General features: G+C 73.0%; 19 protein-coding genes. 5 read left to right on the top strand and 14 right to left on the bottom strand.

The window, feature by feature from the left end; all coding sequences use genetic code 11:
* Nucleotides 1-133: 133 nt before the first annotated feature.
* On the top strand, nucleotides 134-997 hold the full coding sequence (locus tag J421_RS07890) for an Ig-like domain-containing protein (RefSeq protein WP_158508686.1): 864 nt from the start codon (nucleotides 134-136) through the stop codon (nucleotides 995-997).
* Nucleotides 998-1,214: 217 nt separating this feature from the next.
* Here the strand turns inward: J421_RS07890 and J421_RS07885 are convergent, their stop codons facing one another.
* The 5 genes from J421_RS07885 to J421_RS07865 all read right to left on the bottom strand — a co-directional run bounded on the left by J421_RS07885 (nucleotide 1,215) and on the right by J421_RS07865 (nucleotide 6,074).
* Complete coding sequence (locus tag J421_RS07885) at nucleotides 1,215-2,279, bottom strand: hypothetical protein (RefSeq protein WP_025410635.1); 1,065 nt, start codon at nucleotides 2,277-2,279, stop codon at nucleotides 1,215-1,217.
* Nucleotides 2,276-3,370 (bottom strand): hypothetical protein, encoded by a 1,095-nt coding sequence (locus tag J421_RS07880; protein WP_025410634.1) that lies wholly within the window; start codon nucleotides 3,368-3,370, stop codon nucleotides 2,276-2,278. Before J421_RS07880 ends, J421_RS07885 begins: the two co-directional genes overlap by 4 nt.
* Nucleotides 3,371-3,393: 23 nt before the next feature.
* Nucleotides 3,394-4,608: a phosphodiester glycosidase family protein gene (locus J421_RS07875; protein ID WP_025410633.1), complete on the bottom strand. Its 1,215-nt coding sequence runs from the start codon at nucleotides 4,606-4,608 to the stop codon at nucleotides 3,394-3,396.
* Between the two features lie 74 nt (nucleotides 4,609-4,682).
* On the bottom strand, nucleotides 4,683-5,072 hold the full coding sequence (locus J421_RS07870) for a DUF4345 domain-containing protein (protein WP_025410632.1): 390 nt from the start codon (nucleotides 5,070-5,072) through the stop codon (nucleotides 4,683-4,685).
* A gap of 33 nt (nucleotides 5,073-5,105) precedes the next feature.
* The gene (locus J421_RS07865) at nucleotides 5,106-6,074 is read right to left on the bottom strand and encodes an InlB B-repeat-containing protein (RefSeq protein ID WP_025410631.1); all 969 of its coding nucleotides are present in this window, start codon (nucleotides 6,072-6,074) and stop codon (nucleotides 5,106-5,108) included.
* Between the two features lie 105 nt (nucleotides 6,075-6,179).
* On the opposite strand from J421_RS07865, the gene J421_RS07860 reads away from it, so the two are divergent.
* Complete coding sequence (locus tag J421_RS07860; RefSeq protein WP_025410630.1) at nucleotides 6,180-8,993, top strand: TonB-dependent receptor; 2,814 nt, start codon at nucleotides 6,180-6,182, stop codon at nucleotides 8,991-8,993.
* 213 nt (nucleotides 8,994-9,206) lie between these two features.
* The gene (locus J421_RS07855) at nucleotides 9,207-11,564 is read left to right on the top strand and encodes a penicillin acylase family protein (RefSeq protein WP_025410629.1); all 2,358 of its coding nucleotides are present in this window, start codon (nucleotides 9,207-9,209) and stop codon (nucleotides 11,562-11,564) included.
* Nucleotides 11,565-11,683: 119 nt separating this feature from the next.
* Here J421_RS07855 and J421_RS07850 read toward each other — a convergent pair whose 3' ends face one another.
* Entirely contained in the window at nucleotides 11,684-12,061 is a 378-nt protein-coding gene (locus tag J421_RS07850) for a surface-adhesin E family protein (RefSeq protein ID WP_025410628.1), read from the bottom strand.
* A gap of 103 nt (nucleotides 12,062-12,164) precedes the next feature.
* Nucleotides 12,165-13,385, bottom strand: a complete 1,221-nt coding sequence (locus J421_RS07845) for an exo-beta-N-acetylmuramidase NamZ family protein (protein WP_025410627.1) — start codon at nucleotides 13,383-13,385, stop codon at nucleotides 12,165-12,167.
* 90 nt (nucleotides 13,386-13,475) lie between these two features.
* Between J421_RS07845 and J421_RS07840 the strand changes: the two genes are divergently transcribed.
* Nucleotides 13,476-14,537: a WD40/YVTN/BNR-like repeat-containing protein gene (locus tag J421_RS07840; RefSeq protein WP_025410626.1), complete on the top strand. Its 1,062-nt coding sequence runs from the start codon at nucleotides 13,476-13,478 to the stop codon at nucleotides 14,535-14,537.
* A 182-nt stretch (nucleotides 14,538-14,719) separates the two neighbouring features.
* Nucleotides 14,720-15,574, top strand: a complete 855-nt coding sequence (locus tag J421_RS07835; RefSeq protein WP_025410625.1) for a hypothetical protein — start codon at nucleotides 14,720-14,722, stop codon at nucleotides 15,572-15,574.
* Nucleotides 15,575-15,660: 86 nt separating this feature from the next.
* Here the strand turns inward: J421_RS07835 and J421_RS07830 are convergent, their stop codons facing one another.
* The 7 genes from J421_RS07830 to mug form a co-directional block, all read right to left on the bottom strand.
* Nucleotides 15,661-20,376, bottom strand: a complete 4,716-nt coding sequence (locus J421_RS07830) for a diguanylate cyclase (protein WP_025410624.1) — start codon at nucleotides 20,374-20,376, stop codon at nucleotides 15,661-15,663.
* Between the two features lie 199 nt (nucleotides 20,377-20,575).
* Nucleotides 20,576-21,202: a hypothetical protein gene (locus J421_RS07825; RefSeq protein ID WP_025410623.1), complete on the bottom strand. Its 627-nt coding sequence runs from the start codon at nucleotides 21,200-21,202 to the stop codon at nucleotides 20,576-20,578.
* A 55-nt stretch (nucleotides 21,203-21,257) separates the two neighbouring features.
* Nucleotides 21,258-21,899, bottom strand: coding sequence for a hypothetical protein (locus J421_RS07820; protein WP_025410622.1), 642 nt, complete (start codon nucleotides 21,897-21,899; stop codon nucleotides 21,258-21,260).
* A gap of 179 nt (nucleotides 21,900-22,078) precedes the next feature.
* On the bottom strand, nucleotides 22,079-22,705 hold the full coding sequence (locus J421_RS07815; protein ID WP_025410621.1) for a hypothetical protein: 627 nt from the start codon (nucleotides 22,703-22,705) through the stop codon (nucleotides 22,079-22,081).
* 58 nt (nucleotides 22,706-22,763) lie between these two features.
* The gene (locus tag J421_RS07810) at nucleotides 22,764-23,381 is read right to left on the bottom strand and encodes a hypothetical protein (protein WP_025410620.1); all 618 of its coding nucleotides are present in this window, start codon (nucleotides 23,379-23,381) and stop codon (nucleotides 22,764-22,766) included.
* A 145-nt stretch (nucleotides 23,382-23,526) separates the two neighbouring features.
* On the bottom strand, nucleotides 23,527-23,988 hold the full coding sequence (mscL, locus tag J421_RS07805) for a large-conductance mechanosensitive channel protein MscL (RefSeq protein WP_025410619.1): 462 nt from the start codon (nucleotides 23,986-23,988) through the stop codon (nucleotides 23,527-23,529).
* Between the two features lie 17 nt (nucleotides 23,989-24,005).
* A complete protein-coding gene (mug, locus tag J421_RS07800) occupies nucleotides 24,006-24,512 on the bottom strand; it encodes a G/U mismatch-specific DNA glycosylase (protein WP_025410618.1) in 507 nt (168 codons plus the stop codon).
* Between the last annotated feature and the right edge of the window lie 25 nt (nucleotides 24,513-24,537).

Below are 24,537 nucleotides of genomic sequence, written 5' to 3'. Positions count from 1 at the left end.
CGGGTCACGGCCGCGTCGGGCGCCTCGACGTCGGACGCGTCCCGGGAGAGCCGCGCCGATCCTACGCGAAGATGAATGCCTCGGCAGGCTCGACGGCGCCAATCAAGAATTCTTTGCACCTATCTTGATGCCGATGCGCCCCCCGCTCCTCGCCGCCGCTCTCGCCGCGATCGCGTGCCGCGATGGCACGACCGCGGACGCGGGTGCGCTGCGCGTCGACCCGGCGGCGGTGACGTGCGTGGCCGGCGATCGCGTGGAGCTGCGGGCCACCGAAGCCGGCCGACCGACGGCGGCGACGTTCACGGTCGAGGGGGATCCCGCATGGCTGGCGAGCGTGCGCCGCGACCGCGGCGCGGCGACGCTCGTCTGCGAGGCCGCGGGACGCGGCGGCATCGCGGTGGAGCGTGGCACGACGCGCGTCGTGGTGCCCGTCGTCGTGGATCCGCCGCCGGACGGCACGCTGCGCGTCACGCTCGCCCCCGAGACGCTGACGCTCGTCAACGGCACCTCCGCGCCGGTGCACGCGCTCGTGTCGTCGGCGCGCACGGGCGTCAGCACCGACGCCCGCTTCACGACGTCGGACACCGCGGTCGCGACGGTGGACTCGCTGCTCGGTCTCGTGACCGCGACCGGACCGGGCACGACGACGATCGTCGCGGCGGCGCGCGCCGACCGCCGCGTGCGCGCGACGGCGCGCGTGACGGTGACGCGCGCATCCGCGCTCGCCGTCGCGCTGACGACCTCCCCCGGCTCGGTCGCGGTGCTGATCGGCGACTCGGCGCGCGTGAGCGCGACCGTGCAGCTCGCGGACACCGCGCCGCCGGGGACGTCGCGCGCGGTGCGCTACAGCTCCGAGAACACCGCGGTGGCCGAGGTGTCGCCGTCGGGCGTGGTGCGCGGCATCGCGGCCGGCGGCACCACGATCGTCGCGACGGCGGTGGTCGCGCCGGGGTTGAAGTCGCGCATCCCGGTCACGGTGTTCGTGCCGGCGCCGTGACGGTGCGGAGAGCTGCTTCCGCTGTGTGAATGGAACCGCAGAGGGCCGCAGAGGGCCGCAGAGGACTGCCCTCTTGAGTTGAACCACAGAGGACACGGAGGACACGGAGGAGAACCACTTCTTGTTGGTTTCCTCTGTGTCCTCCGTGTCCTCTGTGGTTAAGAAAGCAGTTGCCGTTCTCTGCGGCCCTCTGCGGCCCTCTGCGGTTCGAATGCCGTCACCGCGGCACCACCGCCGCGATGCACGCCTGCGCGTTCGCGCGGCACGTGCGCTCGGCGTCGGCCTTGAACGCCTTCCACTGCTCGGCCACGCCGACGAGCCGGCCGTAGAGGTCGAGCGTGAGCAGCACGCCGGAGCGGCGGCGTCCGGTGCTGTCGCGCGGGGTGAGGATCCACGCGGCGCGCCCGAAGCGGCTCGCGTGCAGCATCACGCCGACGCCGACGCCGCCGGTGCGCGGGAACGTCACCACCGACGACGCGCCGGCGTACCATGCGTGGTTGCCGCCGTAGCGCAGGATGCCTAACGGCTCGACGGCGAGCACGTCGTCGCGACGGAGACGGTTCCACGTCGGCCCCGACATCTGCTCGCCGGCGCTCACGTGGCCGAGGACGAGCTGCACCGGTGGCGGCTGCAGCGTGGGACGCGGGAGCTTGCCGTTGACCCACAGCTCGAGCGGCAGCATGGAGTAGCCGCGTCGCATGAAGTTGTCCCAGCTCGAGTCCACGCGCGCGAACGCGGCGGCGAGGCGCGCGAGCCCCGGCTCGCGCGCGGCGCCGACGAGGTCCGCCGCGGCGTACGCGAGACGGCACACGGTACGCCGCGCGGCCGACGGCGTCGCGTCGGTGAGCACCACGGGCGACGCGACGCGGCCGTCGAACAGCGTGTAGCGCGGCGCCGGGTCGTCGTCGAACGCGAGCGTGAACCGCTGCGCGACGAGCCCGCGCGCGAGCCGCGTCGGGTCGGCCTCGATCGCGCGCAGCTCGTCGGCGAGCGAGTCGAGCTGCAGCGCGATCGTGCGTCGGTCGGCGGTCGGGAGCGCGTCGAGGTTGGCCGGCGGCGTGGCGAACACCGTGACCAGCTCGGCCGCCGCCCGCGACCAACGCAGCGAGTCGACGAACGGCGCGAGACGCGCACGCACGCTGTCGGGGCGGAGCGCGCGCCACGCGACGGCCGTGTCGCCGGTGACGAGCGCCGGCGTGCAGTCGGCGCCGATGCCGCGCTGCGCGACGGCCGACCGCGCGAGCAGCGCGATCGCGAGACAGACGATGACGCGCCGCGTCACGGGATCCCTCCGGAAAGGCCGAGGCACGTCTCGCCCGCGCTGCGCGCGAGCGCGAGGAACTCCGACAGCCGCGGGACGAATCGCTCCAGATCGTCGCCGGCGCCGGCGAACGAGAGCGCCTTCGACCGGATCTGCGCGATCTGCGCCGCGCACTCGGGCGACGTGACGTCGGCGAACGCGCCGCGCGCCGCGGCCGACTCCGCGGCGTCGATCATCGGCCCGCCGAGCGCCTGGTTGACGATCGGCACGTGCACGGCGGGATGCTCGAGGTAATGCGCGAACGCGTGCACGTTCGCCTGCCGGAAGTGGCCTAACGGCCCGATCGTGCGGTATCCCTTCCCCCACCCGTCGGGGCGGAACGGCTTCGTGACGGCGACCGGGTCGACGGCGTGCCACACCTCGAAGAACCGCTGGCAGTACCCCGGGCGCCCGCCACCCACGGGCCGGCACGGCGAGTCGAGGTAGTCGATGTCGTGCGCGAACGCCGGACCGAGCAGGCACGCGTCGGCGACCATGAAGATGCTCGACGCCGTCCAGTTGTCGGGCGAGAGCATGCTCGCGTCGCCGACCGCGGGCGGCGTCTGCCCGGTGCCGAGCAGGTGCAGCACGTCGTGCAGGACCGCCGTGCCGAGGCTGTGCGCGACGATGGTGACGTTCGCGCCCTGCGGCCCCGCGTCGCGCAGCACGTGCACGAGGCGCGACATCACGCGCTCGCGCACGCGGTCGCGCACGAGCGCGAAGCCGCGGTAGAGCAGCGCGTGCAGCGCCGTCGACCAGAAGAACGCCTTCGCCGCCGCCTCGCTCGGCGGGAGCGGCGCGTCGAGCCAGCGCACGATCCCCGGCAGCGGCCGGCCGCTCGCGCGCGCCCACGCCGCGAGCTGCGCCGAGTCCTGCTGCCACGCGTTCACGACGTCGTCGAAGCAGTCCGTGTACGTGATCTCCTCGATCTTGAGCCGCGCGCTGAACGGCGGGCCGTCGCGGAATGCGTCGAACTTCGCGGCCGCCGCGTCGAGCGTGGCGACGGCGTCGGCGGACCATCCCGTCGGATGGGGGCCGACGCCGTGCAGGAGGACCAGCAGTTGGTCGGGCATGCGCGGGCGCGAAGGGGGGGTGCCTAACGGGGGCAGTCGGCGCGCCGTTCGCGGCGCACGACGAGGAGCGCGTTGCCGACGGTGCGCTCGCCGGCGCTGTCGGACGGGACGTTGACGAGTCGCCGGCGAACGATCATCGCCGCCGAGCCGCCGCCGTCGAGGTTCATCGCGTTCCACGCACCGAGCGCGCGGACCGCGTCGGCCAGCTCGGCGAGCGTCATGCCCACGCTCGTCGCGCGCCGGCCGTCCACCGTGACGAGGAACAGCGTCGTCGAGTCGCGCGAGAAGCCGACGACCGTGCGCGGGTGGCGGTTGTGCGAGAACCGCTCGAGGATGGACTCCGCCGTGTCGGCGCGCGCGGCGACCGGCGCTCCATCGGCGACGAGCCGCCCCCACCCGCCGACGAGCGTGCGCAGCGGCCCGCGGTCGGGTTTGAAGCCGAGCACCGCCGTGAGCTCGCGCGCACGGACGGCGCGCGCCGCCTCCGCCGAGTCGGCGACGGAGAGCACGACGCCGTTAGGCGGGATGGAGGTTCCGCCTCCGGCGCGCGCCGCCGCCACGCGACGCAGCGTCAGCGTGTCGCCGCGGCGCATGGCGATCGTGTACGCCGCCTCGTGCCGCGCCCCGCGCGCCGCGTCGGCCGCCGAGTCGCGCGGTGTCGTCGCACCCGCGGCGCGCGTGTAGAGCACGGCCGCGCCGCCACGCCGCGCGTTCACGCCGTCGAGCCGCAGCACGCTCTCGTCGGCGACGAGGCGGCCGTCGAACGCGAACCGCTCGAGCAGCGGTCGCCCGTGCGTGTCGACGGCGAACTGCACGTGCGCGTTGTCCACCTTGTCGAACGGCGAGTCGGTCGTGGGCATCGCCTTCAGCACCGTGCCGGCGACGACCTGATTCCCCTCGTTCTCCCCCGTCTTCAGGTCGAACAGGTCGCCGTTCACCGCGGCGAGGACGCGGCGCCCCGAACCACACCACGCGGAGTCGAGCGCACGCGCGATGTCGCTCGTGCGGCGTCGCCCGACGAGCCGCCCCGTCGCGTGCGCGGCCTCGATCGACAGGTCCGGACGACGGAGATCGACCTCCACGACGTGCAGCTCCCACGGCCCCGTCGCCGCGCCGAACGCGGTGCGCCACAGATGCCGGTGCACCACCCCCGGCGCGAGCGTGTCGACGCGGGCCGAGTCCTGCGCGCGCAGCGAGCTCGCGACGAGCGCCGCGGCGAGGAGCGGGAGGTGTCGCATGCGCGCAACGGTAGTGCGCGAACGACGCGCGCGCAAAGCGCGTCGCGCAAAGCGCGTCGCGCATGGACACACGTTTAGCGCGGGCGCTCGCTCCGCATCGCGTGGAGCGCGACGATCGCGAGCAGCGCACCCGCGAGCTCCACCGCCCAGAACCCGAGCGCGATCGGGCGCGGCACGCCGTCCACGGCGAGGCTGACGACACGGCCCGTCACCACGCCGCCCATGGCGAGCGCCTGCGCCGCGAGTCCCGCGCGGCGCCACTCGGCGCGTCGCGCGCAGAGCACGAGGAACACACCGACGCCGAGCTCCATGCCGCCGTAGACCGCGCGCACGTCGCTCCGCGCCGTGGCGGTCGCCGCCGTGACGTCGATCACCGCGAGCAGGCCGGGCGCGGCCAGCACGGTGACGCCGAACGCGAGGAAGCCGAGCGCGCCGAGCGTGAGCGCGAGGACCGGGAAGCGCATGCCCGGGAGCTTAGCCCCGTGCCTAACGCGCCGTCAGTGCCCGGTCGTCTGCACGGTGAACGACCGGCGCGACCGGTCCATGGTGAGCCGGCACACCGGGACGCGCAGCGTGGTGCCGCAGTCGCCACCCCAGTTCAGGAAGACGGTCCCGGGATCGGGCTCGTACGTGAGCGTGACCGCGGTGCCGGGCGCGATGTCGGCGCCGCACGTGCCGGACAGCCCTTCGGGCGCGACGCGGCACGCGATGCCGCCGACGTCGGAGCGCACCCACCCCCGACCCGTGGACGTGCTCGCGGCGAGCGACGCGTTCAGGATCGTGCGGTACAGCGCGACCTTCAGCTCCGCGCGCGACTGCGTCAGCGCGCCGCTGCAGATGAACTGCAGGAAGAGCGGCGTGCCCGTGCTGAACGTGCACAGCTGCCCCCACGCCCGGCCGTTCGTCGACGCGACGACGCCCGCCTCGTCGGGCGCGTGCTCCACGACGACGGTCACCGGCTCGCCGGGAAACGTCTCCGTCTCACACGGCCCGGCGATCGCGTTGTCGACGATCGCACAGCGCACGTCGCCCGGCGCGATGGTCACCGTGCCGCTGCCGTGTCCGCCCTGCCCCCAGAGCACCGTCGTGAGTTCCGTCGCGACGACCGCGATGCGCGGCCCCCGCAGCACGGCCGTCACCGAGTCCATGCGCGACGCGCCGAGCGCGCAGTCGCTCGTGCCCGCGCACGCGCCCTGCCAGCCGGCGAACTCGCTCAGGCTGTCGGCGGCCGCGTGCAGCGTCACGGCGACGTCGGCGTCGAAGCGCGCGCTGCACGCGCCGGTGAGCACGCCGCGCTCGACGCGGCACGCGATGCCGATCGGCTGCGACGACACGAAGCCGGCGCCCCTCCCCGATGCTGCGACGGTGACCGTGCGCGATGCGGGTCGCGTCGGATCGGCGGCGCGACAACCGGCGAGGAGGAACGCGAACGCGAGTACGACGACAGCGGGGATGCGGTGCGACATGACAGGAAGACGGGTCGTCCCCGCGCTCGGTCACGCGCCCTTGCCATGCCTCGCGCTGCGGGGCACGATATTCCGCACCACACCCCCCTTGGCGACGGAGTCGTCATGCGTCACGCATTCCTTCGCGCCGCCGGCCTGCTGGCCGGCCTCGCCGCCGCGATCGTTCCCGCGCGCCCGGCGGCCGCGCAAGTCACCATCACGCTCGAGGGCACGGTCGTCGGCGAGAAGGGACAGCCGCTCGCGAACGCCGCCGTCCTCGCCGAGAACCTCGACACGCCGGAGTCGCGGCGCGCGATGACGAACGCCGCGGGCACGTACCGCGTGCTCGGCCTCTCGCCCGGCCGCTACGGCGTGACGGTGCGCGCGATCGGCTATCGACCGACGATGGAGAAGGTGCAGCTCATCATCGGGCAGCGCGCGCAGGTGAACTTCGCGCTCGAGCAGGCGACGCGCGAGCTGCAGAGCGTCACCGTCGTCGGCACCACGGTGAAGCAGGTGGAGGTCCAGCGGCTCTCCATCTCGGCGCCCGTCGTGCGCGAGGAGATCGAGAACCTTCCGCTGAACCAGCGCGGCATCCTCAACCTCGCGTCGATCGCACCGGGGATCAAATCCTACGCGCCGCAGCAGGGTCGCACGCTGCCGTCGGCGGGCGCGGCGCCCGACCTCCGCTACATCAACCTGTATCTCGACGGCGTCGAGATGAAGTCGATGTTCAACGGCAACATCGTGGGACTCGGCCAGACGGGCAGCCCGGTGCCGCAGGAAGGGCTCGAGGAGTTCCGCGTGTTCCTCAACCCGTACGACGCCGAGTACTCGCACGCCGGATCGTACGTCATCAGCGCCGTGACGCGCCGCGGGACGAACGACTGGAAGGGATCCGCGTTCGGCTTCTTCCAGAACAAGAACGCGGTCGGGCGCACGTTCATCCAGCGCGAGGCCGCGGTGCCGGTGCCCAACTTCGGGCGCCAGCAGGCGGGGCTCAACGTGAGCGGGCCGCTGCGGAAGGACAAGCTGTTCCTCGCGGCGAGCTACGAGCTCACGAACACGAACTTCTACCTCGACGTCGTGCCGGGGCGCCCCGCGATCGCGCCGACGGTGTGGGACCGCTACCGCGGCTCGTTCCTCGCGCCGAACAAGAACCACGCGGGCGTCGCGCGCATCACGTGGGTGCCGTCGGACAAGCACACCGTCGACGGCACGTGGTCGACGCGGTGGCTGCAGGGCGAGGGAAACTTCGGCGCCACGGCGGCCCGCGATGCGGGGATCAGCCAGAAGTACTTCGTGAACGTCGCGCAGATCCGCGACAAGTGGCTGCCGACGAGCCGCATGGTGAACGAGGCGAGCGTGCAGCTCGTGAGCTGGTACCACAACGAGCAGCCCCTGCTCGACGGGCCCGTGCGCGTGTATCCGAGCGTCACGATCGGCACCGGCGGCTTCCCGCTCGTGCTGCGCGAGACGCACTGGCGCCTCGTCGACCGCATGCAGCTCACGCTCGGCGACCACCTGCTGAAGACCGGCGTCGAGGCGTCGCGCGTGAACGCGAGCGAGTTCCTGCCGCAGAACCAGTACGGCTCGTTCAGCTTCCCCACCGACACCAGCACGCTGCCCAACTCGGCCACCGTCGGCGTCGGCTTCTTCGACCCGAGCTCCACCGCCGACGCGAAGGCCGCGCTCTCCGGCACCATCCTCGGCCTGTACGTGAACGACGAATGGCGGCCGGTGTCGAACCTCGCGTTGAACGCGGGCGTGCGCTGGGACGCGGAGCTGAACACGCTGAACAACGACTTCACCGTGCCGTGGGCGAGCGACGCGGCGCTCGTGACGGCGCTCACGAGCGCGGGCTACGGGCGGTTCGTGAACCGCGGCGACCGGAAGAACGATCTGAACAACGTCGGGCCGCGCGTGTCGTTCTCGTGGGACCCACTGCGCGACAACACCACGTTCCTGCGCGGCGGGTTCGGCATCATCTACGACCGCGCGACGAGCATGATCGGCTTCGGCGAGCGGCTCAACGCGGCGTGGCGCCAGTACAACTTCACGAACCCGGGCACCACCGACTTCAACGTGCTGCGGCAGCGCGTCGTCTCGGGCACCGTGGCGGTGACGCCGGGGCTCGTGCTCGCGAAGGACAAGATGAACACGCCGAAGAACGTGCAGTGGTCGCTCGGCGTGGGCCGGCAGTTCACGCGCACGCTGGGCGTGAACGTCGACTACATCGACCAGCGGATGAGCGACATCTACGTGCGCGTGAACCCGAACTACTTCAACACGCAGACGCGCGCCCGACAGCTCACGCCGCGCTACGGCGACATCTCGCTGTGGGACGACTTCGGCAAGGCGACGTTCCGCGGGATCCTGAGCCAGACGACGTACCAGAGCGGCGCCATGCGCGTGAACCTCGCGTACACGCTCGGCTGGTACAAGGCGACGTTCGACGGCAACATCGCGAGCGCGTTCCCGTTCGTGGCGAGCTACACCATGCAGCCGACGTCGGGGGACGAGCGGCACCGCATCGTGCTGAGCGAGACGGGGAAGATCCCGTTCGGCTTCACGCTGTCGACGATCACGACGCTGGCGAGCCCGCGCCCCATCGCCGTGACCGACGGCCGGGATCTCAACAGCGACAACGTGTTCTTCGACGACTTCCCGAACGGCGGCGCGCGCACCGTCGCGCTGCCGAACCGGTGGAAGAACTGGTACCGTACGGTGGACGTGCGCCTCGCCCGCCCGCTGTTCGCGCAGGGGCCGCGCAAGCTGAGCCTCTCCGTGGAGGTGTTCAACCTGTTCAACACGGACAACGTCTCCGGCTTCGGCACGCGGCAGCTCGACGCGGCCGGGCGGCCCATCACGAACTACCTGCTGCCGACGTCGGCGTTCGCGGCGCGTCAGACGCAGGTCGGGGTGCGGGCGGAGTTCTGACGGTGCCGTTGGTTTGAACCGCGGAGGACGCAGAGGGCCGCAGAGCCTTTTCCTTTGAACCACAGAGGGCACAGAGGACACAGAGGAAACCAATTCTCTTGAAAAGGTCGTCCTCCGTGTCCTCCGTGTCCTCCGTGGTTCAATTCAAGAGGGCAGTCCTCTGCGGCCCTCTGCGTCCTCTGCGGTTCAATTGTCTTTGCAGCAGCTCCCATCATGCCTAACATCCTCCCGTTCGCCTTCCTCGCCAGCGTGCTCGCGTCGCCCGGGGACTCGCTGCGCGCCCCCGGCCTGCACTTCCCCGTCGAGATCCTGCGCGACTCGAGCGGCATCGCACACATCCGCGCGCGCGACGAGCACGACCTGTTCTTCGCGCAGGGATGGAACGCGGCGCGCGACCGGCTGTTCCAGCTGGAGCTGTGGCGCCGGCAGGCGACGGGAACGATGGCCGAGGCGCTCGGCCCGCGGTGGGCGGCGCGCGACCGCGCGGCGCGGCTGTTCGCGTTCCGCGGCGACATGACGCGCGAGCTCGCGAGCTACCACCCGCACGGTGCGGCGATCGTGCAGGCGTTCGTCGACGGGGTGAACGCGCGCGTCGCGCAGGTCGAGCGCGACCCGTCGCTCCTCCCGCCGGAGCTGCGCCGACTCGGCGTGCGCCCCGGGCGGTGGACGAGCGCCGTCGTCGTGTCGCGCCACAACGCGCTCGCGTCGAACGCGGAGCAGGAGATCGACCTCGCGCGCGCCGTGCGCGCGATGGGCGTCGACGCCGTGCGCGCGGTCGGCACGTTCGAGCCCGACCCGGTGGTGCTCGCGCCCGACAGCGCCATCGACGTCGACGCGCTCTCCGATTCCGTGCTCGCGCCGTACCGGCTGTGGCGCGCGCCGGTGTCGTTCGTCGCCGGGGAGCTGGTGGCCGCGGCCCCGGTGCCCGACGAGCAGCGCGACGGGTCGAACAACTGGGTCGTGGCGGGGACGCGCACGGCGAGCGGCAAGCCGCTGCTCGCGAACGATCCGCACCGCACGATCCAGGTGCCGTCGCTCCGCTACTGGGTGCACCTCACCGCGCCCGGGTGGGACGTCGTGGGCGCGGGCGAGCCGGCGCTGCCCGGCGTGTCGGTGGGCCACAACCGAGCGGGCGCGTGGGGGCTCACGATCTTCGGGCTCGACATGGAGGACGTGTACGTCTACCGCACCGACCCGACCGATGCGCGGCGCTACCGCTACCGCACCGGGTGGGAGCGGATGCGCGAGATCCGCGACACGATCCGCGTGCGCGGCGCGGCGCCGCAGGTCGTCGTGCTGCGCTTCACGCGCCACGGGCCCGTCGTCATGGAGGATCCGGCGCGGCATCTCGCGTACGCGCTGCGCGCCGCGTGGCTCGAGCCGGGCACCGCGCCGTACCTCGCGAGCCTGCGCCTCGATCAGGCGCGGACGTGGGCCGAGTTCCACGCCGGCGCGGTGCGGCACCTCATGCCGGCGGAGAACCTCATCTGGGCCGACACCGGCGGCACGATCGCATGGCAGGCGGCCGGCATCGCGCCGGTGCGGCACGGCTGGACGGGCCTCGTGCCCGTGCCCGGTGATGGCCGCTACGAGTGGAGCGGCTTCCTGCCGATCGCGGAGCTGCCGCACGTCGTGAACCCGCCTAACGGCTTCGTCGCGACGGCGAACGAGAACAACGTCCCGGCCGGCTATGCCCGCGTCGACGCCGTGGGGCGCGGCGGATGGGCCGACCCGTGGCGCGTGGACCGCGTGCGCGAGGTGCTGGACACGACGCGCCACGCGACCGCGGTCGCGATGGCCGCGCTGCAGCACGACGAGCTCGCGCTGCCGGCGCGCGCGCTGGTGCCGCTACTGCGCGCGCTCGCCCCGTCCGATCCCACGGCGCGGTGGGCGCGCGACACGCTGCTCGCATGGGACCGCGTGCTCGCGGCGTCGAGCGTTCCCGCGGCGGTGTACGTGGCGTGGGAGCGGCAGCTCCTGCGTCGGCTGCACGAGCGCGCGGTGCCGGCGGCGGCGCGCTCGTATCTGCGCGCCGTGCCGGTCTCGCGCGCCGTCGGGTGGCTCACGCGCCCCGCGTCGGCGCCGACCGGCGTGTTCGGCGGCGGTGCCGGCCTGACGGCGGCGCGCGACTCGCTGCTCGCCGCCGCGCTGACGGCCGCGTTAGGCGACCTGCGTACGCGACTGGGCCCCGACCCGCAGCGGTGGCGCTACGGCCAGCCCGCGTACCATCACGCGCTCATCCGGCACCCGCTGAGCGGCGCGCTGGACGAGGAGTCGCGCGGCGCGCTCGACGTCGGCCCGGCGCCGCGCGGCGGCTACGCGAGCACCGTGAACGCGACCGGCAACACCGACAACCAGACGCACGGCGCGAGCTTCCGCCTCGTCGCCGATCTCGCCGACTGGGACGCGTCGTTAGGCACGAACACCCCCGGCCAGAGCGGCGACCCGCGCGACCCGCACTATCGCGACCTGTTCGGCGCGTGGGCCGTGGGGCACTACTTCCACGTGCCGTACACGAGCGGCGCCGTGGAGCGCGCGGCGGAGTCGCGGACGGTGCTCGCGCCGAAGTGAGAGGGCAGGAGGGCAGGAGGGCAGGAGGGCAGGAGGGCAGGAGGGCAGGAGGGCAGGAGGGCAGGAAAGTCGTTAGGCCCGCCTGCCCTCCTGCCCTCCTGCCCTCCCGCCCTCCTGCCCTACCTCTTGCACAGCTCGTCGTACGCCACCTTCGTCATCGACCCGCCCATGACGGGCGCGAAGCCGGGCGTCTGCGCGACCTGGTGCTGGAAGATCTTTCGCGTCTTCTCGTCGAAGTAGTACGTGTACTCCTTGATCGCGACGGTCTCCTTCGCGCAGTCGAACGTGACCTTCGTGATCGAGCTCGTGACGTTCCCGCCCGCCATCTTCTTCGGCTTCAGGAACGGCACGCGCACCGTCGCGTCGACGGTGGTGCCCTTGCGCTTCACGCTCTTCGGGTCGACCTGCACCGGGTTGCCGTCGCCGGTGTGGCCGACGGTCTTCCACGCCGGCGGCGCGGCGACGAGGAGTGTCAGAAGAAGGGTCGCTCGATGCATGGGGACTCTGCTGCTGGGTGTGTCTCACGCGGAGGCGCGGAGGACGCGGAGAGCTACCGAGCACGTTGGCGTTCTCCGCGTGCTCCGCGCCTCCGCGTGAGGTCTACTTGTAGATCCAGTATCTGCGGGTCTCGTCCTGGAAGCGGCGCGACTCGGCGGCCCACGCGGCGAGCAGCGCGTCCACTGTGTCGTTCTCCACGGCCTCGCGCACGCGCGTGCCGCCGGCGAGGCGGTCGATCGACGGGCGCCACTGGAAGTCGGGCTTGTGGCGCGCGTAGATCGCGCGAAGCATGCGCAGCCCGACCTCGGGCGCGTTCACGCGGTCGCGATCGGTCACCGAGACGTGGAGCATCGGGATCGTCTGGCCGGGGAACTTGAAGCCGGGCTCCATGGTGCGCGACACCGAGTCGAAGCGCACGCCCGGGATCCGCATCGCGTTCAGCTCCGCGGCGATCGCACCGGCGTCCGTGAGCCACGACGCGCCGACGAGGCGGAACGGCTGGTCGGTGCCGCGCCCCTCGCTCACGTTCGTCCCCTCGAAGAACACCGTGCCCGTGTACACGATCGTCGCGTCGAGGTCGCGCAGGTTCGGCGACGGGTTCACCCACGCGAGCTTCGTGTCGTCGTACCACATCGCGCGACGGTAGCCGGCCATCGGCACCACCTTCACGTCGGCGTGGATCTGCCCCGTGCCGTTCAGATAGCGGAGAAGCTCCCCGGGCGTGAGCCCGTAGCGCAGCGCCACCGGATACGCGCCGACGTACGAGCGGAACTTCGGATCGAGCACGCCGCCCTGCACCAGATCGGCGCGCACCGGGTCGGGCCGGTCGAGCACGATGAACGGCTTGTCGGCCGAGTCGGCGGCGATCGCCATCCCCCACTGGTACGTGTAGACGCGCGCGCCGACGTCCTGGATGTCGTACAGGATGACGTCGACGTCGCGCAGCATCTCCGCCGTCGGCACGTGCGACGCGCCGTACAGCGAGTAGATCGGGACGCCGGTGGCCGAGTCGCGCGTCGACGACACGTTCCCGCCGGCCTCGATCGCGCCGCGGATGCCGTGCTCCAGCGCGAACAGCGCGGTGAGCGTCACGCCGGGCGTGTGGGCGAGCCGGTCGATCGTGCTCGTGCCGCTCCGGTCGCGCCCCGAGTGGTTCGTGACGAGCCCCACGCGCTTGCCGCGCACGAGGTGCAGCGAGTCGCGGAGGAGTACCTCGATCCCCGGCACGACCCCGTCGGACGCCGCGTCCTTCCGCACGGGCTGCGAGTGGAGTGGGGCCGCGACGAGCGTGGCGAGCAGCGTGACGGTGCGCAGACGTGGCATCGTTGACGAGGGAGGAGGCTCGACGGAAGATAGCCGCGCGCGACGGCATGCGCCCACCGTGAACCATCCGCCCTTCGAGTACTTTCCATCATGCCTAACACCGCCCGCCCGCTCGCCGCGCTCGTCCTCCTCGCCGCCTGCACGCGCGTGAACGCGCCGCTCTCCCCGGCCGCGGGCTGGGACGAGCAGTCGAGCGGCGTGACCACGTCGCTGCGCGGCGTGAGCGCGGTGAGCGCGCGCGTGGCATGGGCGAGCGGGGCGCGCAACACGGTGCTGCGCACGCTCGACGGCGGCGCGACGTGGGAGCGGCGTCCGGTCCCCGGCGCGGACTCGCTCGACTTCCGCTCCATCCGCGCGACCGACGAGCGCACCGCGTTCGTCGCGAGCGCCGGCGACGGCGCGGCGGGGCAGGCGCGCATCTATCGCACGACCGACGGCGGCGCGACGTGGACGCTCGTCCTTGCCGACACGACGAGGGGCGCGTTCTTCGACGCGCTCGCGCTCTGGGCGGGGGACGCCGCGCACGCCCTCGCGCTGAGCGACCCGGTCGGCGGCCGGATGCACGTCGTGGCGACCGACGACGGGGGCCGGACGTGGCGCCGCGCCGTCGAGGTCCCGGCGGCGCGGGAGGGCGAGGGCGCGTACGCCGCCGGCGGCGCGGCGCTCACCGCGGGTCCGCGCGGCGCGGCGTGGTTCGTGACCGGCGGCCCCGGCGGCGCACGCGTGTACCGCACCACGGACGGGGGCCGCACGTGGGCCGCGGTCGACGCGCCGTTAGGCGTGCGCGGCGCGTCGTCGGGGCTGTTCGCCGTCGCGTTCCGCGATGCCCGCACCGGGGTCGCCGTCGGCGGCGACTACACGAAGCCGCACGACCCCGCGCAGCACGTGCTCCGCTCCACCGACGGCGGCGCGACCTGGACGCCCGCCCCGCCGTCCCCCGCCGCGACCGGCTTCTGGTCGGGGCTCGCGTACGTCGGCGGCCGTCCGAGCGCCGTGGTCGCCGTGGGCGGCGCCGGCACGACCGTATCGCTCGACGACGGCGCGACGTGGACGCGCGTGGACACGACGGAGCTGAACGCCGTGAGCTTCGCCCGCAGCGGCGACGGCTGGGCGGTGGGGCCCCGGGGGCGGATCGTCCGCTGGAATCGATGACGCGGCGCTGAAGTGGCGGCGCTGGTGAGGCGGCGCTGATACGGCGGCGCTGCGAACGCGTGGTATCCGCGCCGAGGGTCCAGCGCCGCGGTAATAGCGCCGCCGTATCAGCGCCGCCTCACCAGCCGTCAGGGCACCTTCGATGACCGGCCGGTGTCCAAGAGGGTCCACGTGAACATCGCATGGACCTGACCCGCTCGTACTCCATCCGCTCCACGCACGGCCCCCACGGCCCGAGCTTCGCGCTCGCGGTCGCTGCGACGGGCGCGATGCTGGCCGCGGCGTTCCTCGCGGGCACGTCCGTGTCGCATCGCTGGTGGGATCGTGACGTGACGAAGCCGCAGGAAGAGCGCGTCACGTACGTCGCGCCGCCGGTGCCGGTGCGGCCGGCCACGCCGGCGGTGCCCCGCACGCCCGTCGCGCCGACCGCGCCGGGACGCGCCGACGCCCGGCCGGCCGCGCCCACCGCCGCGCCGGCGGGCGGGACGCAGGTCGTCGCGCCGACCGTCACCGCGCCGCAGGTCGCGCCGTTCCCCGCGCCGGCGGCGCCGGGCGATACGGGCGTCGCCGGCCGTCGCGGCGCCGGTCAGGCCGGGGCCGCGGCCGCCGCGCCCGCGCGCGGTCCGACCGCGTCGCCGTCGCCGCTGCGCATCGGCGCGGAGCTGCCCGCGCCGCCGCCGCTCAGCCGCGCGCAGAAGGACTCCCTGCTCCGCACGCTCGCCAACAGCATGGCCACCGCCATGGCCGCCGCCGCCGCGGACGCGCGGGACGCGAAGGCGCGCAGCGACGACGCGCAGCGCCGTCAGGAGGCCCGCACCGCCGGCGGCCCGCCGGGGCTGCGCTTCACGCTCCTGAGCATCCCGTTCGGCGGCAAGAGCCCGGCGGAGCGCAAGCGCGACTCGATCGTCGACGCCGACACGCGCGCCCGCCTCGCCCACGCCGGCGAGCAGCGCGCCCGCCAGCGCGCCGACTCGGTCCGCCGCGACTCGGTGCGCGCGTTGCTCGACAGCGCGCACTTCCGCCGGCCCGACGACTAGGGCAGGAGGGCAGGAGCGCAGGAGGGCAGGAGCTATCGCGGCTCCTGCCCTCCTGCCCTCCTGCGCTCCTGCCCTCCTGCCCTGTGTCAGGCCGGCTTCGAGGCCGCTTCCAGCCGCCGCAGCAGCGGCGCGTACCCGCGCTTGCGCGCCTGCGCGGCGTGCTTCTGCAGCAGCTGCTGCACGCCGTCGCGCTCCTCGCGCAGCCCCGCCGCGCACTCGGCCGCGAGCCACACCGCGGCGTACTGGTCGTGCCGCTCCGCCTCGCCGAGCGCGGTGCACAGCCGCTCCACCGCCACCGCGCGCCGGCCGCGCACGAGCTCCAGGCGGATGCCTAACGCCTCGAGCACCTCGCGGCACTGGAACCACGCGTCCTCGCGCCCCGCGAGCAGCTCCGACGCTTCCGCGAAGTGCGCGCCGGCCGCGGCGTTCTGGCCGAGCGCGAGCTCCGCGAGCCCCACGCCGCAGATCGCGCCGACGTGCACGTCGAGCTGGCCGAGCCGCTCGGCGAGCGCCTTCGCCGCGCCGTAGAGCTCCGTCGCGCCGGCGGCGTCGCCGCGCTCGCGCGCGAGGTGCGCGAGGTTGTAGAGCGTCGTCAGGCGGTACGGCTCGTTGTTCGTCGACGTGTACAGCCGCAGCGCCTCCTCGTAGCGCGCCTTCGCCTCGGCGAAACGGCCCGTCTTCATCAGCAGCACGCCGAGGTTCGTCGACGCGAGCGCGGTGAGATCCGCGGCCTTCACCTCGCGGCCGACGTCGAGCGCGGTCGCGTACGACAGCTCGGCCGCCGAGTGGTCGCCGGAGCGATCGTGCGCCACGCCGATGTTGATGTGACAGCCGCCCTGGCTGCGCCGATCCTCGACGTGCGTGAACCCGTCGAGCGCGATCGTGTAGTGCGGGATCGCGTCGGCCGGCGACGCGAGCAGCAGCGCGGAGCCGAGTCGCATGTGCGCCTCCGCCACGAGCCGCGGCTCGCCGCTGCGCTCCGCCTCGGCGATCGCCTCGTGCGCGCCACGCACCGCCGCCGCGCCGTCGCCGAGCCGGCCGTGCAGCTGCGCGATCATGAGCAGCAGCGGCACCGCCTCGCTGCGGTCGCCCGAGGTGCGCGCCGCGTCGAGCAGCATCGTGCACGTGCGCAGCACGTCGGTGAACGGCGCGCCGCGCGCCATGCGCAGTCGCTCGCGCATGCGCTTCGCGGCGCTCAGCAGACCGAGCTCGCTCGCGCCCGCCGCGTACGACGACAGCACGAGGTTGCACTTCTCCTCCGCCTCGGCGATGCGGCCCGTGATCTCGTCGAGACCGGCGAGGCGCCACTGCACGTCCGCGTGCTCGGCGAGCGACCGCGCGTGGCGATACGCCATCTCGTAGCACGCCGTCGCCGCGTCGTACGCGTACACCGCCTCCGCCCGCTCGCCGGCCTTCAGCGCGTGGCGCAGCGCGTCCGCGCTGCAGCCGGCGCGGTCGAAGTGCGCGGCGATCTCCGCCACCGCCTCCGGCGTGTGCGTCTCGAGGATGCGCGCCACGCGCTCGTGCACGCGCCGCAGCCGCAGCGGGCTCCCCGCGCGCCGCAGCACGTCGGCGAGCAGCCCGTGCGTGAACCCGTACGCGCTCGGGCCGCGCCCGTCGACGGGCGTGAGCACCGTCGCGGCGACGCCCTCCTCGATCGCGTCGAAGACGACGTTCTCGTCGCGCCCGCTCGCGCCGACGAGGAGATCCGCGTCGAAGCGCGCGCCGAACACCGCGGCGACGGTGAGGATCTCGCGCGTCGCGTCCGTGAGCCGGCCGATGCGGCGCGCGAGCAGGTCGCGCACCGCGGTCGGGAGCGCGCCGTCGGGCGCCGGCGTGTAGCGCCATGCACCGTCGTCGAAGCGCAGCCCGCCGTCCTCGGCCAGCATGCGCAGCGTCTGCACGGCGAACAGCGGATTGCCCTCGGTGTGCGCCGCGAGGTGCTCGACGAGCGCCGCCTCCGGCGCCTGGCCGCCGAGCACCGCGCGCAGCCACTGCTCGAGCTCCTCCCGCGACAGCCGGCCTAACGCAATCTCCGCGTAGCACTCGTGGCGCGACAGCCGCATGCGCCGCTGCTCGCCCTCGCCCGGCAGATCCTCCGAGCGGATGGTGAGGCAGACGAGCAGCCGCTGGTGGTCGAGCCGCGGCACGAGGAACTCCAGCGCGTCCCACGTCTCCGCGTCCGCCCACTGCACGTCGTCGAGGATGACGACGAGCGGGCGCGCCGCGGCGGCCGCGGTGAGGAACTCCTCGAGCTCGTGCAGCAGCGCGTACTTCGCGTTCGGCGACGGCGCGCCGGCCGGCGCGGTCGGGTCGCCCAGCGCGGGGACGAGGCGCCCCAGCTCCTGCCACGTGCGCGGCGGCACCAGCCCCGTCGCGTGGATCGCGGCGACGACATCGGCCCACGGGCCGTACGGCGGCCGCACGTCCGCCTCGAGACAGCGGCCGACGAGCAGCGAGCCGGCGCGCACGCCGACTTCGGGCGCGAGCTGGCGCAGCAGCGTCGACTTGCCGACGCCGGCCTCGCCGACGACGGCCACCGCGCCGGGCACGCCGCGCGCGCTCGCGTCCAGCATGCGCGTGAGGCGCTGACGCTCGCCGGCACGGCCGACGAACGTGTCGAGCAGCAGCGTCGCGTCGCGCGCGCTGCCCGAGCCGCTCGCGGCGCTGACCGCGTTGCGGCCGCGCCGCTTCGACGAGTACAGCGCGCCGTCGGCGGCGGCGAACAGCGCGTCGAGCGTGTCGCCGTGCAGCGGCGCCGTCGCGGCGCCGATCGACAGCGTGACGCGCACCGGCTCGTCGGTGCCGTCGCGCCGCGGGCAGCGCATCTGCTCCACGCTCGCGCGCAGCCGCTCGCCGACGACGATCGCGTCCTCGATCTTCGTGCCCGGCAGCAGCGCGACGAACTCGTCGCCCGCGTACCGCGCCACGAAGTCGCTCGGCCCCGTCTGCACGCGGATCACGTCGGCCACCATGCGCAGCAGGTCGTCGCCCTGCAGGTGGCCGAACGTGTCGTTCACGAGCTTGAAGTGGTCGATGTCGATGACGAGCAGCGACACCGCACGCTCCGTCGTGCGCCGCGCCTCGAGCACGCGCTCCGCCGTCTCCCGGAACGCGCGGCGCAGCGGCATGCGCGTGAGGTCGTCCGTGTCGATGGCGGCGGGGCCGGCCACCGAATCGGGCTCGCGCGGCACCTCGGCGTCGTCGGACGACGACGCGACGCGCGTGCGCTCGGGCCACCCCTGCGCCACGCGCTCGAACCAGGTGAACACCGCCGGGTCGAACATCGTCCCGACGTCCTGGCGCATGACGTCCATCGCCTCGTCGTGCGACAGCGCGCGCTTGTACGAGCGCATCGACGTCAGCGCGTCGTACACGTCGGCCACGCACAGGATGCGCGCGACGAGCGGGATGCCGTCGCCCTTCAGCCCGTGCGGATAGCCCTTGCCGTCCCACCGCTCGTGGTGCGACAGCACGATCGGCCGCACGTCCCACGGGAACTCGATGTCCGCCAGCATCTCGGCGCCCGCCGTGGTGTGGGAGCGCATGAGCGCCCACTCCTCGTCGGAGAGCTTGCCCGGCTTGTTCAGCACCTCTTCCGGGATCACGAGCTTGCCGACGTCGTGCAGCAGCGCGCCGATGCGGAACCAGAACAGCGAGCGCTCGTCGAACCCCGCCTCCGCCGCGATGGCGCAGGAGAGGTCGGCGACGCGCTTGCAGTGACCCTGCGTGTACCGGTCCTTCGCTTCGATCGACTCACCCCAGCGCCGCGCGACCTGGAGGAACTCGTCCTCGAGCCGGCCGGTGCGGCGGTCGATGTCGGCGAGATCGCGGCGGGCGCTGAGCTGCGTGAACAGCTTGTGCGCGCGGTTGAGGTGCTGCAGCACCTGACGGCTGCGCCCCTGCCGCCGCGCGAGATCCGCCTCCTCGCGCGCCACCTCGGCCTCGAGCAGCAGGTCCTGCCGCGCGACCGCGATCTCCGCGGCGCGGCGGAACTGCTCGTCGGCATCCACCAGGTCGCCCGTGTCGCGGGCGATGATGCCTAACAGCTTGGTGGCCTGGCCGATCGACGCGCTGTCGCCGGTGCGCGACGCGAACTCCATCGCGTGGCGCACCGACTGCTGCGCGCGCGCGTACTCGCCGCGCCCCACCCACATCTCGGCGAGGTTCACGTCGAGCGAGATGCGCGCCGAGTAGTCGCCGATCAGATCGGTGATCTGCACCGCCTCGCTGAACGCGCGCTCGGCGGCGTCCCACTGGCGCTGGTGCGTGTGGAGGAGGCCGAGGTTGTTCAGCGCGACGCAGACGTCCTTCGTGAGGCCGAGCGCGCGGTACTCGTTGAGGCTCGCCTCGTACCGCTTGCGCGCCTCGTCGAAGTCGCCGCGGATGTTCGCGATGACGCCGAGGTTCTGCGCCGTCATGGCGGCGAGCTTCGCGTCGGCCGCGCGCAGCGCGCGCGCGCGCGCGACGAGGTAGAGCCGCTCCGCCTCGTCGAGGTCGCCCTGCTGCCAGCGGACGACGGCCTCGATGTTGATCGCGTGCCCCGCGGCCGCCTCGTCGCCCCACGCCTCGGCGACGGCGATGGCGGCGGCGATGCAGTCGAGCGCCGAGTCCATGTCGGCGTCGACCTGGTAGGTGCGCGCGATCCAGCGGAGCACCGCGGAGGCCCGGTGGCCGTCGGCCTCCGTGCCCAGGTGGTGCAGCGCCAGCTCGTAGCGCTCGCGCGCCTGCGCGCGCTGGCCACGCCGCTCGGCCGCCTGCCCTTCCTCCACGAGCTGGTCGAACGACTTCCCCTGGTCCACCGAATGGAGGACCAGGTTCGATCGCCGGAGCGCGCTCGAGGACAGAGGAGATGGAGACACGGGCCAGAAACGCAGCGGGAAGCCGGGCTCACGCCGGGGCTCGAGTGGCCCGGCGCGAGATCATTGCCGTGAGTAGACGCGCGAGCGGGGAGAACGCCACGGATCCGTCATGGCGCCCTCCCCTCCGGTCACGCGGCGATCAGTAGCCGTACGAGGTCGTGCTGTCGCCGTCGAAGCCCCACGTCGACGTGTAGCCGCTGAAGTGCTTCACGCGGCGCGACAGGAAGCCGTTCGTGCCGAGCGTCGCCGCCACCGACGGGTCCGCGGACGCCTCGTCGTAGCACTTGTCGGAGCCCGTCGGGCACCACGCCACGGCCGCCGTCGCCGAGGTGAAGCTGCCCTTCCACAGGTACAGCGTGTTGATCTTGTCCGGCGCGAAGCGCAGGTCCGGCGAGAACTGCACGATCGACTTGCCGCTCGCCGTCGTCCACGACTTCGCCGTGATCGCGATCGGCGCGACGAGCGTGGTGCACGGCTGGTCCCACTCGGTCGGGCCGTAGGTCGAGACCGCGGGATCACAGATCGAGCCGGCGGTCATCTTCAGCTTGAAGACGCCGGCCTCGACGTACGTGTCGCTCTTCAGCGGATCGATCGTGAACGTCGTGAGCGTCGTGTCGCCGATCTGGACGGAGACGCCGCTGGCGAGCCGCGGCGCGCTCGGACGGGGCGTGCTCGACGCGGACGTCGGGCCGTCGGCGCAGGCTGCGGCGAGGACGGTCAGGGCGACGGCGGAGAGTGCGGTGAACGTGCTGGTCAGCTTTCGCATGAGACGATGAAGTAGGTGCAGGTGAATGAAGTCGGATCGAAGACGGCGGCGGTGATTACCAGCCGCCCCAGCCGAAGCAGCGGCCGGTCGAGACCATGTAGCCGGAGAAGTGCGTCACGGTGAACGTGAGCTTGGAGCCCCTCACGTCGACGTCCGTCGGACGCATCTCGTCGCCGGCCGCAGAGCCGTTCGCTCGATCGATGGACGACAGGTCGCGCACGTACGCGGCGGCGATCTCGCTCGCGGCGTGCTTGTTCCAGCTCGTCCCCTTCAGGTCCTGCTTCACCGTCAGCGCCACGGGGAACGTGCCCGAGGGGCCGAAGTCGTAGGCCAGCGCGCTGCCCGCCAGCGCGGTCGCGGTGAACACGGTCGGCGCCGACACGGCGCCCGCCGGGACTTCGAGCTTCAATCCCGCTTCCTTGATCTGCAGCACCCCACCCTCGGGGCCGATCGTCTCCTGCACGGTGATGTCCTGCGCGAGCGGCTCGTCGCGGACCACGCCGACCAGCGCGGTCGACTCGGTGTTGGCGCCGCTCTTCGCGAGCTGCGCGGCCTGCGGCGCGGACCGCGTCGCCGGGGCCGACGGACCGTCGGCACACGCCGCGAGCACGCCGGCGGTGAGGAGGGTCAGGCACAGCGAGCCGGCCGCGGCGAACCGACGACGAGCCCGGTAGGAGGTGTTGCGCGAAGTCGACATGCGGGTCCTTCGGGGTGCAGGTAACGAGTGAGGTTCCCCGGCACCGTGGCGCGACTGGCCGCGGTGCCGCATTCGCAGGTATCGGCACCGCCGGCGGCGAACTTGAGGGGCGGCGCGAAAAAAGAGGGGGCGCCAGCGCATCGCGCTGGCGCCCCCCCCCTTTCGTGGCGCGTGCCGGCTTACTGCCCGTACGAGGTCGAGCCGTCGCCGTCGAAGCCCCACGTCGACGTGTAGCCGCTGAAGTGCTTCACGCGGCGCGACAGGAAGCCGTTCGTGCCGAGCGTCGCCGCCACCGACGGGTCTGCGGACGCCTCGTCGTAGCACTTGTCGGAGCCCGTCGGGCACCACGCCACGGCCGCCGTCGCCGAGGTGAAGCTGCCCTTCCACAGGTACAGCGTGTTGATCTTGTCCGGCGCGAAGCGCAGGTCCGGCGAGAACTGCACGATCGACTTGCCGCTCGCCGTCGTCCACGACTTCGCCGTGATCGCGATCGGCGCGACGAGCGTGGTGCACGGCTGGTCCCACTCGGTCGGGCCGTAGGTCGAGACCGCGGGATCACAGATCGAGCCGGCGGTCATCTTCAGCTTGAAGACGCCGGCCTCGACGTACGTGTCGCTCTTCAGCGGATCGATCGTGAACGTCGTGAGCGTCGTGTCGCCGATCTGGACGGAGACGCCGCTGGCGAGCCGCGGCGCGCTCGGACGGGGCGTGCTGCTGGCGGACGTGGGCCCATCGGCGCACGCCGCGGCGAGACTCAGCAGCGCGACGGCGGAGAGGGCGTTGAGACTGAAGGTTCGGATTCGCATGAGCTGATTCGTCAGGTGCAGGTTGATGAGGACGTGTCGTCGATGTCGAGTGGCGTGGTCACCAGCCGAAGCTGCGGCCGGTCGAGACCATGTAGCCGGAGAAGTGGGTCACCGTGAACTTGAGCTTCGACGGGCTCCCACGATCCGGGGTCGTCTCTCGCGGCTCGCTGCCCTTCGCCGTTCCCGTCGCGCGGTTCACCGTGCTGATGTCCGGCACGTAGGCGGCGATGAGGGCGTCGACGGGCTGCTTGTCGAAGTTCGTCCCCTTCAGGTCCTGCTTGACGGTCAGCGCCACGGGGAAGCTCCCGGACGGACCGAAGTCGTACGCGATCGCGCTGCCGGCGAGCGCCGTCGCCCGGAACACCGTCGGCGCCTGCACCGCACCGGCGGGCACCTCCAGCTTCATCCCCGCTTCGGGGATCTGGAGCTCACCGCCCGCGGGGCCGATGACGGCGAAGGCGGTGATGTCGCGCGCGAGCGGCGTGCTGCGCAGCAGGCTGCTCGGCACCGTGCTCGGCGAGTTGTGCGCGGGCACGCCGCCGCGGTCGAGCTGCGCGGACTGGGCGGCGAGGCCGTTGGCCGGTGCCGCGGGGCCGTCGGCGCACGCGGAGAGCGTGACCGCCGCGACGAGCGACAGGGCAAGGGTGGCGAATGAGGCGATCCGTCGATTGAGCATGTGCGTCCCGTGTGGGTGCAGGTAAAGAAAGGACGTGCCCTGGCACCGGCGGACGCACCACGCGCCCACAGTGCCGCATACGCTGGTATCGGCACGGTGGGCGCGGGACTTTAACGGAATCTTGAAGCCCGGCGGGGAACGGCCGTCAGGCCGGCAGCGCCTTCGTCAGCTCCGAGGTGCAGTGGGGGCAGCGGCTCGCCTGCAGCGACACGGTCATCGTGCAGTAGGGGCACGGCTTCGAGTCGGGCGTCGGCGGGGCCGGCTGCTGGTAGAGGCGATTCACGAGCCGCACGATCATGAAGATCGCCAGGGCGACGATGAGGAACGTGAGCACGTTGTTCAGGAACGCGCCGTAGTTCAGCGTCACCGCCCCCGCGTCGTGGGCCGCGGCGGGGGTGGCGTACGGCGGCGGCGCCTTCGCGCCCGCCTTCAGGAGGACGAACTGATTGCTGAAGTCGAGCCCACCGGTCATGAGGCCGATCGGTGGCATGATGATGTCGTCGACGAGCGATTTGACGATGGCGCCGAACGCGGCGCCGATGATGACGCCGACGGCGAGGTCCATCACGTTGCCGCGCATCACGAACGCCTTGAAGTCGTTCCACATGGGAGGCCGCCTCGAGTTCAGGGTGTGCCTGCGTGGACGTAACGGTGCAGCGCCCGGAACAGCTCCGCCAGCGCGTCGAGCTGGAAATGCGCGTTCAACCCGCTCGGGTTCGGCAACACCCAGAGCGCCGTGTCGCCGATGCGCTCCGGCTGCAGGCCGAGCGTCGCGCGCGGCCGGTCGAACGCGGCGCGGTAGGCGGTGACGCCGAGGACCGCGAGCACCCGCGGGCGGTAGCGCTGCACCTTCGCCACGAGCACCCTGCCGCCAGCCGCGAGCTCCTCGGGCGCCAGCTCCGCGGCAGTCGCCGTCGTGCGCTCCACCACGTTCGTGATCCCGTAGCCCGACGGCAGGAGGAGCCGCTCCTCCCACGGCTGCAGCACGCGGTCGGTGAAGCCGCCGGCGTGGAGCGCGGGCCAGAACCGGTTGCCGGGGCGCGCGAAGTGGTGCCCCGTCGCGGCGGTGTAGAGCCCGGGGTTGATGCCGCAGAACAGCACCGCGAGCCCGGGCGCGATGACGTCGTCCACCGTCCGGTTCACGGCGGCGAGCAGC

Source organism: Gemmatirosa kalamazoonensis, assembly GCF_000522985.1.
GTDB classification, from domain to species: Bacteria; Gemmatimonadota; Gemmatimonadetes; order Gemmatimonadales; family Gemmatimonadaceae; genus Gemmatirosa; species Gemmatirosa kalamazoonensis.
Note: the sequence above shows the minus strand (reverse complement) of the source record. Positions and strands in the feature narration are given on the sequence as shown.

Bases quoted from the DNA above. Each gene is read 5' to 3' on its own strand.
- mscL (WP_025410619.1), bottom strand. From the start codon at position 23,988: ATGTGGAACGACTTCAAGGCGTTCGTGATGCGCGGCAACGTGATGGAC.
- J421_RS07850 (WP_025410628.1), bottom strand. From the start codon at position 12,061: ATGCATCGAGCGACCCTTCTTCTGACACTCCTCGTCGCCGCGCCGCCG.
- J421_RS07890 (WP_158508686.1), top strand. From the start codon at position 134: ATGCGCCCCCCGCTCCTCGCCGCCGCTCTCGCCGCGATCGCGTGCCGC.
- J421_RS07825 (WP_025410623.1), bottom strand. From the start codon at position 21,202: ATGCGAAAGCTGACCAGCACGTTCACCGCACTCTCCGCCGTCGCCCTG.
- J421_RS07860 (WP_025410630.1), top strand. From the start codon at position 6,180: ATGCGTCACGCATTCCTTCGCGCCGCCGGCCTGCTGGCCGGCCTCGCC.
- J421_RS07840 (WP_025410626.1), top strand. From the start codon at position 13,476: ATGCCTAACACCGCCCGCCCGCTCGCCGCGCTCGTCCTCCTCGCCGCC.
- J421_RS07880 (WP_025410634.1), bottom strand. From the start codon at position 3,370: ATGCCCGACCAACTGCTGGTCCTCCTGCACGGCGTCGGCCCCCATCCG.
- J421_RS07835 (WP_025410625.1), top strand. From the start codon at position 14,720: ATGGACCTGACCCGCTCGTACTCCATCCGCTCCACGCACGGCCCCCAC.
- J421_RS07865 (WP_025410631.1), bottom strand. From the start codon at position 6,074: ATGTCGCACCGCATCCCCGCTGTCGTCGTACTCGCGTTCGCGTTCCTC.
- J421_RS07855 (WP_025410629.1), top strand. From the start codon at position 9,207: ATGCCTAACATCCTCCCGTTCGCCTTCCTCGCCAGCGTGCTCGCGTCG.
- J421_RS07815 (WP_025410621.1), bottom strand. From the start codon at position 22,705: ATGCGAATCCGAACCTTCAGTCTCAACGCCCTCTCCGCCGTCGCGCTG.
- J421_RS07845 (WP_025410627.1), bottom strand. From the start codon at position 13,385: ATGCCACGTCTGCGCACCGTCACGCTGCTCGCCACGCTCGTCGCGGCC.
- J421_RS07810 (WP_025410620.1), bottom strand. From the start codon at position 23,381: ATGCTCAATCGACGGATCGCCTCATTCGCCACCCTTGCCCTGTCGCTC.
- J421_RS07820 (WP_025410622.1), bottom strand. From the start codon at position 21,899: ATGTCGACTTCGCGCAACACCTCCTACCGGGCTCGTCGTCGGTTCGCC.
- J421_RS07875 (WP_025410633.1), bottom strand. From the start codon at position 4,608: ATGCGACACCTCCCGCTCCTCGCCGCGGCGCTCGTCGCGAGCTCGCTG.
- J421_RS07870 (WP_025410632.1), bottom strand. From the start codon at position 5,072: ATGCGCTTCCCGGTCCTCGCGCTCACGCTCGGCGCGCTCGGCTTCCTC.